The organism is Caulobacter sp. GW821-FHT11E11 (genome assembly GCF_058808315.1).
The window spans coordinates 13,649-25,112 of record NZ_JBXARO010000013.1 but is presented as its reverse complement, the minus strand read 5'-3'; the positions used below and the strand labels follow the sequence as shown (position 1 = coordinate 25,112).

8 protein-coding genes are annotated in these 11,464 nt (G+C 67.3%); 6 read left to right on the top strand and 2 right to left on the bottom strand.

All coding sequences use genetic code 11. From position 1 onward, the window contains the following. Window positions 1-155: 155 nt before the first annotated feature. On the top strand, window positions 156-695 hold the full coding sequence (locus tag AC1RR5_RS25540) for a GNAT family N-acetyltransferase (protein ID WP_492926371.1): 540 nt from the start codon (window positions 156-158) through the stop codon (window positions 693-695). Window positions 696-947: 252 nt separating this feature from the next. Here AC1RR5_RS25540 and AC1RR5_RS25535 read toward each other — a convergent pair whose 3' ends face one another. Together AC1RR5_RS25535 and AC1RR5_RS25530 are read right to left on the bottom strand one after the other, a co-directional pair. Then, a complete protein-coding gene (locus tag AC1RR5_RS25535; protein ID WP_492926369.1) occupies window positions 948-3,470 on the bottom strand; it encodes a TonB-dependent receptor plug domain-containing protein in 2,523 nt (840 codons plus the stop codon). A gap of 284 nt (window positions 3,471-3,754) precedes the next feature. Next, window positions 3,755-4,105 carry a hypothetical protein gene (locus AC1RR5_RS25530; RefSeq protein ID WP_492926367.1) on the bottom strand — a complete coding sequence of 117 codons (351 nt, stop codon included), beginning with the start codon at window positions 4,103-4,105 and terminating at the stop codon, window positions 3,755-3,757. Between the two features lie 84 nt (window positions 4,106-4,189). Between AC1RR5_RS25530 and AC1RR5_RS25525 the strand changes: the two genes are divergently transcribed. The 5 genes from AC1RR5_RS25525 (at window position 4,190) to AC1RR5_RS25505 (ending at window position 11,395) form a co-directional block, all read left to right on the top strand. Further along, a complete protein-coding gene (locus AC1RR5_RS25525; protein WP_492926365.1) occupies window positions 4,190-5,170 on the top strand; it encodes a helix-turn-helix transcriptional regulator in 981 nt (326 codons plus the stop codon). A 9-nt stretch (window positions 5,171-5,179) separates the two neighbouring features. Next, on the top strand, window positions 5,180-5,998 hold the full coding sequence (rlmJ, locus tag AC1RR5_RS25520) for a 23S rRNA (adenine(2030)-N(6))-methyltransferase RlmJ (protein WP_492926363.1): 819 nt from the start codon (window positions 5,180-5,182) through the stop codon (window positions 5,996-5,998). Continuing rightward, on the top strand, window positions 5,995-7,275 hold the full coding sequence (gene chrA, locus AC1RR5_RS25515) for a chromate efflux transporter (protein ID WP_492926361.1): 1,281 nt from the start codon (window positions 5,995-5,997) through the stop codon (window positions 7,273-7,275). The genes rlmJ and chrA overlap by 4 nt, the downstream gene beginning before the upstream one ends. Before the next feature lie 86 nt (window positions 7,276-7,361). Beyond that, a complete protein-coding gene (phaH, locus tag AC1RR5_RS25510) occupies window positions 7,362-8,099 on the top strand; it encodes a phasin PhaH (protein ID WP_492926359.1) in 738 nt (245 codons plus the stop codon). A gap of 371 nt (window positions 8,100-8,470) precedes the next feature. After that, the gene (locus AC1RR5_RS25505) at window positions 8,471-11,395 is read left to right on the top strand and encodes a TonB-dependent receptor plug domain-containing protein (protein WP_492926357.1); all 2,925 of its coding nucleotides are present in this window, start codon (window positions 8,471-8,473) and stop codon (window positions 11,393-11,395) included. Window positions 11,396-11,464 lie beyond the last annotated feature (69 nt).

The following is an 11,464-nucleotide window of genomic DNA, read 5'->3' as shown; positions in this document are numbered from 1 at the left end:
CGCCGGCTTGGGCAGCATCTCGAAATTGTGGCCTTCGCGGCGCAATGCAATTCGGGTCCGCCCCGGTTCTGACATGTTAGAAGCCTCGCCATTGGGCGCCGCGCGCTGGCTTTGAGCGATCGGTGGGCGACCCGAAAATAGTGCTCGAAGGAAGCATGATGGACTCGACTCTGACCCTGCGCCTGGCCCGCCCCGACGACATGCCGGCGCTGTCGGCCCTGATGGACCGCGCGATCGGCGAGCTGCTGCAGGCCTTCCTGCCGCCGGAAGGGGTGAAGGCCTCGTTCGAGATCATGGGCCTGGACACGCAGCTGATCGCCGACGGCACCTATTTCGTGGTCGAGGATGCGGGCGAGATCGCCGGCTGCGGCGGCTGGAGCCGGCGCGCCACCCTGTTCGGCGGCGACCACTCGGCGGGGCGCGACGCGGCGATGCTGGATCCGAAGGTCGACGCGGCGCGGGTGCGGGCGATGTACACCCACCCCGACCACACCCGCAAAGGCGTCGGCCGCGTCGTGCTGGACGCCTGCGAAGCCGCCGCTCGCGCCGAGGGCTTCGCCCGCGTCGAGATGGCCGCGACCATGGGCGGCGTCCCGCTCTATCGCGCTTGCGGCTACCACGACATCGAGCCGTTCGAGGCGGTGACCTCGACCGGCTATCGCGTGCCGCTGATCCGGATGGGCAAGGCGCTTTAGCTCTCAGGCTAAAGTAAGCCGCGTTGCTTGCTGAGCTTCACCCAGGCGATCGCCAGGCGTTCGTAGTCTGGATACTGGATCCGATCGGGATCCAACCTTGCGTCGCGGGCCAGTTCTGGCAGGGCCATGACGAACTGGTCATAGCATCGCTATCAAGCGATAGCTTGAACACCCACGATTTTCGGTCGCGCAAAAAGCAAAAGGGGCGGACCTCGCGGCCCGCCCCTTCGCATTTCAGTCCGGAGTCTGGCCCTAGAAGGCGTAGCTCAGGCGGCCGTAGTAGTAGCCGCCGTTGATGCCGTACGGCGAGAAGCCGGGGTACTGGGTCACGCAGCCGCCGCCCGAAGCGATACAGGCGGTCTGGAACGCGGACGAGAACTTGTCCGGATACTTGTTGAACGCGTTGTTGGCCCCGATGGCGGCGGTGACGCCCTTCAGGAACTTGTAGGACAGCTCGACGTCGGTGATCGCCGCGGCGCTGGCCACGGTGTTCAGCAGCGGGCCGGTGCCGGGATCCGACAGGGCCTCGGCCTTGCCGTAGAAGGTCTCGGTCAGCGACAGCGTCACCTTGCCGAAGCTGTAGAGGCCGTTCAGGCCGATCTTGTACTTCGGCGCGGCCTTCTCGAGCAGCGAGGCGGCGTTGCCGGCGAACAGGACCTGACCGCTCGGGAAGGCGGCGCTGGTGGTCGCCAGGGCGGCCGGCGGCGACTTGACCTTGGTGATCTTGGTCTTGTTGAAGTTGCCGCTCAGCGTCCAGTCGATGCGGCCCGCGTCGCCCAGGTCGGTCGGGTACGAGACCACGAAGTCCAGGCCGCGCGTGCGGGTGTCCAGGCCGTTCGAGAAGATGTTGATGCCGGTGCTGGCCACCGTGCTGTCCAGCACGTTGCCGTTGGCGGCGATCGCGGCGTTGACGTTGCTGTTGACCACCACGCCGTTGCGCAGGCCGTAGACCGAGCTGGAGCCGAAGATCCGGTCCTTCAGATTGATCTGATAGACGTCGATCGTGGCCGTCATCTTCGGGATCGGGTGCGCCACGATGCCCAGGCTGTAGTTCTTCGACTTCTCCGGCTTCAGGGCGTCGATGCCCAGCAGGCGGGCGGCCGGCGAGTTCGGGGCCAGCTGCACGAAGGCGCTGGTCGGCGACACGTTGGTGGCCGAGTAGAAAGACTCCGCCAGGGTCGGGGCGCGGAAGCCGGTCGAGACGGTGCCGCGGACGGCGAACATCTCGTTGAAGTCGTAGCGGCTGGTCAGCTTGGCGACCGTGGTGTCGCCAAAGTCGCTGAACTTCTCGTAGCGGACGGCCGCGTCGATCTTCCAGGCCTCAACCGGGGTGGCCGCGACGTCGCCGTACAGGGCCCAGCTGGTGCGGCTGTGGCCGCCGGCGTCGGTCTTCTGGAAGCCCGGATACGACTGCGAGCCTTCCTTGTAGGTCGAGGCCGCGTCGCCCGCGCCGATGCGGTAGGTGTCACGGCGCTGCTCGTAGCCGACGGCGACGTCCAGCGGATTGGCCAGGCCGACGTCGAAGCCGCGACGCAGATCCAGGTTGTTGGTCCACTGGGTCGTGCGCCAGGCGCCGGCGTGGAACGAGGTGGGCGAGAAGCCCTTGGTCGTCAGGGTGGAGGTGTCGACATAGAGGCTGGCGTTGGCCGAGTCCTCGACGCGCACCTCGATGTCGTCCTTGCCGTAGGTCGACGACAGGTCGACGTCCCAGCCGACCACCTTGCCCGACAGGCCCAAGGTCAGGGCGTAGTCGTCCTCGATGATGCGCTCGCGGGGCGAGAAGCCCAGCGGGAAGGGCCGGTCGGCCGCGCCCATCTTGCCCTGGATGCGGTTGTAGCGGCGGTAGTTCTCGTAGGCCGAGGCATCCTTGTGGCCCAGGGTGCCGAACGAATAGAGCTCGAAGTCGGCGGGCAGCTCGACGCCGGCGTTGAAGGCCAGGTTCTGCAGCCGGTATTCGGCGTCGCCCGAGATCAGGTTCAGGTTCGGATAGCCCGGGATCTTGCTCTCGACGGCGTTGTTGGCGGCCGAGTAGCCCGGGCTGGCCGGGTTGACGACGCGCTGGTCGGCGAGGCCGCGGTTCGAGAAGCCGTGGTACTTGGCCTCGACCGTGACGTTCAGATAGCTGTTTTCGGTCGGGGCCATGCCGACATTGACCGACGCGCCGGCCGTCTTGCCGCCGCCGTCGATATATTCGCCGCCCGTGGCCGATATCGAGCCGCCCGACGGGTTCTTCTTCAGGATGATGTTGACGACGCCGGCGATGGCGTCAGTGCCGTACTGGGCCGCGGCGCCGTCGGTCAGCACCTCGATGCGGCCGATGCCGGCCATCGGGATGAAGGCGAGGTCGGCGGCGGCGGCGCCTTGGTAGACGCCCGAAAGAACCGCCAGGTTGCCGGTGGTGTGGCGGCGCTTGCCGTTGACCAGCACCAGGGCCTGGTTGGGAGAGAGGCCGCGCAGGCGGGCCGAAAGGGTCAGGTTGGCGGTGTCGCCGCCAAAGGCCTGGGCGTTGAACGACGGGACCAGATTGGCCAGGCCGAGGCGCAGGTCGACCGCGCCGGTGCGTTCCAGCGTGCTGGTGTCGACGACTTGGACGGGGGCGGGGCTGTCGATGACACGCAGGCCAGTCTGGCGCGTGCCCGTGACGATGACGACGTCGATTTCGTTCTGATCAGCCGGCGCATCAGGTGCGGCGGCGAACGCTTGTACAGAGTATCCTAGAGTAATAGATAGCGCGGAGATACCCGCCAGAAGGGCAGGTTTAAAACGCCGAGTCATTAGTAACCCCCTCATTGTGTTTATTGACGCGTAATGATTCCCTTCTCCATGGCGTTTTTCTCCCGACGATTATGATTTTTGACATTCACGCAAAAAATCATCGGATACTCCCCCGATGAATTCATGGGGAGGCAGGTTTCGGCGTTCGGCAATGGGAGGCCGTCCGGAAACGGTCACAACCGCGCCGGCGCCTCAATGGCGCCGTTTTGCGCGGCGGCGGTTCTCGGATTTTAGGCAGTTGGGTATGCGTGCTTTGCGCGCTTAGGGCGCAAAGGGGCCAAGTCTCACGCCACGAGGCGCATCGGCGGGGCCATTTCGTCCGTGTCTTCCGTCTCGAACAGGTCGAACGCGTCTTCCCAGGCCTCGAGGCGAGAATCGCGCAGTTCGGCGTCGTCGGTGATGCGGACGATCTGGTCCTCGCGGTCGTTCCACACCAGGCCGATGTCGGTGACCCGCTCCACGTCGCGGCCCAGCAGCAGGAACATGTCGGCCTTGGCCGCACGCTCGTGGCTGATGCGGCGCAGGGTGCGGCCGTTGCCCATTTCGCGATGGATGTCGGCGAAGTCGAGCACGGCCGAGATCAGGGCCTGGTTGACGGGGGCGGTCGCCCAGGGGCTGCAAGTAAAGCGCGACATTGGCTTCTCCAGTCTCGACATCCGCAGAATGTGCGGGCATTGCGACAGAAACGGTCGTAAGCTGTACGTCTGTTTGGGGAACGCATGAGACACGAGAAAGCTACGCGCCTGCTGGACCTGGCCCGGATGCTGGCCGGTTCGGCCGAGGGCCTGACCCTGGACGAGATGGCCCAGAACCTGGATGTCGGCCGCCGCACCGCCGAGCGGATGCGCGACGCCGTCTGGGCGGCCTTCCCGCAGATGGAGGCGATCGACGACCCGCCGACCAAACGCTTCCGCATCCCGTCGGGCCTGGACGGCGTCTTCCAGACCCCCACCGCCGAGGAGCTGGCGGCCCTGCGCACGGCGGCGGACAGCTACAAGGCCTCGGGCGCCGAGGCGCGATCGGCGTCGCTCTATTCCCTGGAGGGCAAGCTGCTGTCGGCCCTGCGTGGCGCGGCGCGGCGCAAGGTGGCCCCGGACGTCGAGGCCCTGGTCCAGGCCGAGACCATCGCCGTCCACGCCGGCCCGCGCCCGTTCGAGGACCAGGCCCTGCTGACGGCCATCCGCACGGCGATCAAGGGGCTGTCGGCCCTGTCGTTCCGCTATGAGGGCGGCAGCACGCCGGGCCGCACGCGGGAAGTGACGCCGCTGGGTGTCCTGTTCGGCCGCAGCAACTATCTGGTGGCGTCGGAAGGCGCCGGCGGGCCGCGCTCCTGGCGCCTGGACCGGATGAGCGACCTGAAGGTGCTGGACCGGCCCGCGCCGCCGCCCGAGGACTTCTCGCTGCAGGCCTTCGCCGACGAGAGCTTCGGCATCTATCACGACGAGATCCAGGACGTGGTGCTGCGCATCCATCCGCGCCGCGCCGAGGACGCCCTGCGCTGGCGCTTCCACGCCACCCAGAAGGTGATCAAGCAAGAGGACGGCTCGGTGACCGTGACCTTCCGGGCCGGCGGCATGCGCGAGCTGTCCTGGCACCTGTTCACCTGGGGCGGCGATATCGAGATCGTCGGGCCGCAGGTCCTCAAGGACATGATGGTCCAGGAGCTTCGCGAGGCTGGTCGCGCCCACGGGGCGTGGTAGGGACGCAGCATGAACTACCGCCACGCCTTCCACGCCGGCAACTTCGCCGACCTGCACAAGCACGCGATCCTGCTGGCCATGCTGTCGGCCTTGCAGGACCAGAGCGACGCCGTCTCGGTGATCGACACCCATGCGGGGGCGGGCGGCTACGACCTTTCGGGCGAGATGTCCCGTCGCTCGGGCGAGGCCCAGGCGGGGATCTTCCGGCTCAAGGCCGCGACCGATGCGCCGGTGGTGTTCGCGCCGCTGCTGAAGGCGGTGGCCGACATGAATGGTGGGCAGGAAGGGGACCTCTATCCGGGCTCGCCGCTGCTGATGGCCCGCGCCCTGCGCAAGGCCGACCGCTACGCCGGCTGCGAGCTGCGGCCCGACGACGCCCAGCTGCTGCGCAAGACCCTGGCGCCCTATGCCAACGCCCAGGCCCTGGAGGCCGACGGTTACGCCACCGCCGTGCAGCAGGCTGGCAAGGGTCGCGCCTTCGTCGTCATCGATCCGCCGTTCGAGCGGCCCGACGACTACAAGCAGATCGTCGCGTCCACGCGCGCCGTCCTGAGCCGCGCCCGTGACGCCACCTTCGCCATCTGGCTCCCGATCAAGGACCTGGAGACCTTCGACGCCTTCCTGCGGACGATGGAAACCGTCACAGGGGATCTGCTAGTGGCCGAGCTCCGCCTCCGCCCTCTCACGGATCCTATGAAGATGAACGGCTGCGCGATGGTGATGATCGGCGCGCCAGCCTCGGTCGACGAGGCGGCGGCGCAGGCCGGTGACTGGATCGCCGCGCATCTGGGCGACAAGGGCGGCCGTTCGCGCGTCTGGCGCACGTGACCAAGACCCCGCCGACCCTGGCCCAGGCCCTGCCGGTCTGGCTGAAGATCGGGTTGCTGGGCTTTGGCGGTCCGGCCGGCCAGATCGCGCTCCTGCACAAGGAAGTGGTCGAGCAGCGCGACTGGATCGACGACGACGAATTCGCGCGGGCCTTGAGCTTCTGCATGCTGCTGCCCGGGCCCGAGGCCCAGCAGCTGGCCACCTGGCTGGGCTGGCGGCTGCACGGGATCCGCGGCGGCGTCGCGGCCGGCCTGCTGTTCGTGCTGCCGGGCCTGGCGGTGATGCTGGGCCTGTCGGCGCTCTATGTCGCCCACGGTCGTTCGGACTGGGCCGGGCCGGTGCTGCTGGGCCTGAAGGCGGCGGTGGTCGCCCTGGTCCTGCAGGCCGTGCTGAAGATCGGCAAGCGGGCGATCAAGGACCGGCTTGCGGCCTTTGTCTGCGGCGCGGCCTTCATGGCCTTGGCCTTCACCACCGTGCCGTTCCCGCTAGTCATCCTGGCCGCTGGCGTTCTGGGCTGGGTGACGGCGAAGGATACAGGGCAGAAGGTCCCTCCCGGCAAGCCGCTGAAGGGGCAGGGCAAGACCGCCCTGGCGTGCCTGGCCTTGTGGCTGGCCCCGATCGCTCTGGCCTGGATCGTCGCGCCGGGCTCGACCCTGGCCTGGATGGGCCTGTCGTTCGGCGGGCTGGCGGCGATCAGCTTTGGCGGCGCCTATGCGGCCCTGGCCTATATCGGTCAGGCGGCGGCGGGGTTCGGCTGGCTGACGGCGGCCCAGATGCTGGACGGCCTGGGCCTGGCCGAGACCACGCCCGGTCCGCTGATCCTGGTCTTCGTCTTCGTCGGCTTCGTCGGCGCCTTCCAGACCGCGCCGGTCGAGTGGGCCTGGGCGCTGGGCGTGCTGGGCGGACTGATGGCGGCCTGGGTGACCTTCGCCCCGTCGTTCCTGTGGATCTTCGCCGGCGGGCCCTTGTTCGAGCGCTGGGGTCGCGCGCCCAAGCCCTCGCGGGCCCTGGCCCTGATCTCGGCCGCCTCGGTGGGGGTGATCGGCCAGCTGGCGCTGTGGTTCGCCATCCATCTGTTCTTCCGCAGCGGCCAGACGATGGAGGTCGCGGGGCTGGTGAAGGTCATGCTGCCGGACGTGGCCAGCCTGAACTATGGGGCGCTGGGCCTGACGGTGTTGGCCCTGATGCTGGTCTTCGCCACGCGCCTGCCGATGCTGGCCATGATCGCGGTCCTGGTGGGCGCGGGGCTGCTGCTGAAGGCCGTCGGACTAAGTTGACCTAAGGTCAGCATTTTTGCGGTTGCGAACGCATTTTCCGTGTTATGTTGCAGCGCAATAGATCGCCGGCGCTGGAGCAATTCCCCATGGTTTCGATCTTCTCTTTCCTGCCTGAATACCAGACCGACAAGGTCGAGCCCGAGGCCGCGCCGCACCTGGCGATCGGCGCGGTTTCGCCGCTGTGGCTGATGTTCGGCGGCGCGGCCATGGCCGGCGCCTCCTACTGGTGGTGGACCAATCGCTGGCGCGAGGCCGTGAACCTCGAGGCGCTGATGGCCCTGGCGCCAGAGCCTGTCTCGCCGCCGGTCGAGAGCGTGGCCGTGCTGGACGCCGCGCCGCCGCCCATCGCCGAGCCGGTCATCGAAGCCGTGACCCTGGTCGCCGAGACGACCGAGACCGTCCTGGACGCGACCCAGGAGATCGTCGAGGCCGCCGCCGAGCCGGTGGTCGAAGCGGTGGTCGCCGCCAATGAAGACATCGCCAAGGCGGTGGTCGAACCGGTCGTCGAGGCCGAGCCGATCGTGGCTGAAGCCGTCGCGGCCGTGGCCGAGGCTCCGGTCGAAGTCGCCGAAGTCGCCGCTCCGGTCGTGGAAGCGATCGCTGAAACCGCCGAGGCCGCCGTCGACGACCTGACCCGCCTGGTCGGCGTCGGTCCCAAGCTGGCCGCCTCGCTGGCCGAGCTGGGCGTGACCCAGTTCAGCCAGATCGCCGCCTGGACGCCGGACGAGCTGGCCTCGTACGACTCGCTGCTGAATCTGAAGGGCCGCGCCGAGCGCGACGCCTGGGTCGCCCAGGCCCAGCGGCTGCTGCCCGCCGGGATCTAAAAACTACAAAAACCGGGATTTTTGGAAGGCCGCCGATTCCTCGGCGGCCTTTTTTGTGCCGAGATAACGACACTTTCCGTGCGCGTAAGGCGTTCAAAAGGTGTCGAAATGCCCCGCTCAACGACAGAAGTGCGTGCGGGATGCCACAGTTCGCCCAAAATGCGACAATTCGGCGACGCCGAGATTGCGCGAGTTTAATGAAGCGGCTTGGTTGAGCGCAGCGGTAGTTCGTCGCGCCAAGGGGGCTTGGTGGGGGGCGTGCCGCCAGTTCCGCAATCAAGGGCGAAAATCCTCAAATGCTCACCCACCGCAGACATCTTCTGGCCTCGACGTTTATCGCGGGCCTCGCGGTTAGCGTCGCGCTGCCGGCCATGGCTCAAACGGCCGCTCCGCTTCAGACGACCGAAGACAAGGCCGACAGCGCCGAAGTCGAAGCCGTCGTCGTCACCGGCTCGCGCATCAAGCGCAACGAATTCAACAGCCCGGACCCCGTCCAGGTCATCACGGCCGACCAAGGTCGCCTGAAGGGGATCGGCAACACGGCTCAGCTGCTGCAGTCCTCGACGATCGCGTCGGGCTCGCCGCAGATCACGGCCGCCGTCTCGAGCGCCTTCGTCACCGACGGCGGCCCGGGTTCGGAAACCATCTCGCTGCGCGGCCTCGGAGCCAACCGCACCCTGGTCCTGCTGAACGGCCGTCGCGCCGGTCCGGCCGGCGTGCGCGGCGGCGTGTCGGCGTTCGACCTGAACGTCCTGCCCGTGGCCGCCATCGACCGCGTCGAAATCCTGAAGGACGGCGCCTCGTCGGTCTACGGCTCGGACGCCGTGGCCGGGGTCGTCAACATCATCACCAAGCGCGGCCAGGACGGCTTCACTGTCGACGCCTTCGCCAGCCAGCCGCAACGTCACGGCGGCCAGGAGTTCCGCACCAGCGTCGGCTACGGCAAGACGTTCTCGCGCGGCTTCTTCAACATCACCTACGACTACGCCAAGAAGGCCGAGCAATCGAACGGCCAGCGCGCGTGGACCAACTGCGGCCAGTCGTACATCTTCGACGCCAACGGCAAGCGCAAGGACACCATCGACCCGCGCACGGGCCAGACCCAGTGCCGCGACCTGCTGTACGATCAAGTCTGGCTGTACACGCTGAACTTCGAGGGCCGCGACGGCAAGCTGCAGTACGACTACGGCAACAACCTAAGCAAATACATCTCGCAGTATCCGGCGGGTAAGGCCGGCGACTATCCGGGCGTGCCCCCCGGCTGGTTCGTGGTCGGCGACAGCCTGGACCCGGCCAACCCGGACATGGGCGTGCTGGACTACAACAGCCCCTATAACCTGGCCAGCTCGCTGACCCCGCGCACCGAGCGCAACACGGTGTTCGCCCAGGCCTCGTTCGACGTGAACGACCACGTCGAAGCCTATGGCGAAGTGTTGCTGAACCGCCGCGCGTCCAAGACCAACGGCTATCGCCAGATCTGGACCTACCTCTATACCGAAGACTACGGCGACCCCTTCAGCGCCGGCTTCACGGGCGACTACATCCTCAGCCCGACCATCGTCACGCCGCTGGCCCGCGCCGGCCAGAAGGTCGACTACCAGCGCTACGTCGGTGGCCTGCGTGGCGACTTCGGCGCCAACTTCCTGAAGGGCTGGGACTGGGACGTCTTCGCTCAGTACAGCCACAACAAGGGCCTGTACTCGCAGGACGTCGTCCTGGGCGACGCCCTCAACAGCGCCGACGGCCGCAGCGACTTCGGCTCGTTCGGCATCGGCAAGGCCAACTCGATCCCGCGTCCCACCGCCTCGTGCGTCGGCTACACCACGCCGATCAGCAAGCGCGCCTGCGTGGACGTGAACTGGATGTCGCCCGACTTCCTGGCCGGCAAGTACACGCCCGAAGAGCAGGCCTTCCTGTTCGACACCGAAACCGGCAAGACCATCTACAAGCAGCTGGCCATCGAAGGTTCGGTCTCGGGCGACCTGTTCAAGCTCCCGGCCGGCACGGTCGGCGCCGCCTTCGGCGTCGCCTATCGCAAGGACGAGATCAACGACACCCCCGGCGCGATCACCCGGGCCGGCAACATCTGGGGTTCCTCGACCTCGGGCATCACCGCCGGCAAGGACACGACCAAGGAAATCTACGGCGAACTGAGCGTTCCGCTGGTCAAGAACGTGCCGTTCATCCAGTCCCTGGATCTGTCGCTGTCGGGCCGCTACACCGACGTCGACAGCTACGGCAGCGACCAGACCTACAAGGTCGGCGTGAACTGGCAGATCCTCCCGTCGGTGCGCGTGCGCGCCACGCGGGGCACCTCGTTCCGCGCCCCGGCGCTGTTCGAGCTGTACAAGAACGCCGAGACCGGTTTCGTCTCGCAACGTAACCTCGATCCCTGCATCCGCTGGCAGGCGGCGCTGACGGCCGGCACCCTGCCGCAGTACGTCGCCGACAACTGCCGCGCCGCCGGCATCCCCGGCGCCTACACCGGCGCGGGCGCTCAGGCGACCGTGACCTCGGGCGGCGGCGCTGGCGCTCTGGACGCCGAAACCTCGAAGGCCACGACCTACGGCGTGATCTGGACGCCGAAGTTCGCCGACCTGAAGGTGGCGGTCGACTACTTCGACATCCGCGTGAACAACGAAATCACCCAGCTGGGCGCGGCCCGGATCGTCAACGGCTGCTACCGGTCGCTGAGCTTCCCGACCGACAAGCTGTGCTCGCTGTTCAAGCGCGGCCCGTCGAACCTGATCACCACGGTGACCGACAACTACCTGAACATCGCCACCCAGGCGAACAAGGGCCTGGATCTGACCGTGAACTACGGCCAGGACCTGCCCTGGGACGTCCGCCTGGATCTGGAGCTGCAGTCGACCTGGCAGTTCAAGGACACCACGGCCCTGTTCGCCGACACCGTCGTCGACAGCAACGGCTTCGTGGGCGATCCGGACTGGACCGGCCAGCTGAACTTCCGCTTCACCAAGGGCGACTGGGCCGCTCTGTGGGGCATCGACATGGTCGGCAAGGCGTCTGACGCCGAAGACTATGCCGACGTCAACACGGCCAAGACCACGTTCTACAAGATCCACACCGAGTTCACGGCGTACCACAGCCTCTCGCTGCAGAAGAAGTTCGAGGACTTCACCCTGCTGGGCGGCGTGGCCAACCTGTTTGATGAGGCTCCGCCGCAAGTCAGCCAGAACGCCGGCAACTACAACATGGTCGGCCGCTCGGTGCTCGCCTCGCAGTACGACTACATCGGTCGTCGTCTGTTCGTGAGCTTCCAAGCGAAGTTCTAACCCTGGTGCGGGCCGCGAACGTCGAGAGGCGTTTCGCGGTCCGCCGCCAAGGTCTAGTCTCGAGGGCGG

Coding starts and splice junctions, on each gene's coding strand:
- AC1RR5_RS25530 (WP_492926367.1), bottom strand. CDS start 4,105: ATGTCGCGCTTTACTTGCAGCCCCTGGGCGACCGCCCCCGTCAACCAG.
- AC1RR5_RS25505 (WP_492926357.1), top strand. CDS start 8,471: ATGGCTCAAACGGCCGCTCCGCTTCAGACGACCGAAGACAAGGCCGAC.
- rlmJ (WP_492926363.1), top strand. CDS start 5,180: ATGAACTACCGCCACGCCTTCCACGCCGGCAACTTCGCCGACCTGCAC.
- AC1RR5_RS25535 (WP_492926369.1), bottom strand. CDS start 3,470: ATGACTCGGCGTTTTAAACCTGCCCTTCTGGCGGGTATCTCCGCGCTA.
- AC1RR5_RS25540 (WP_492926371.1), top strand. CDS start 156: ATGATGGACTCGACTCTGACCCTGCGCCTGGCCCGCCCCGACGACATG.
- phaH (WP_492926359.1), top strand. CDS start 7,362: ATGGTTTCGATCTTCTCTTTCCTGCCTGAATACCAGACCGACAAGGTC.
- AC1RR5_RS25525 (WP_492926365.1), top strand. CDS start 4,190: ATGAGACACGAGAAAGCTACGCGCCTGCTGGACCTGGCCCGGATGCTG.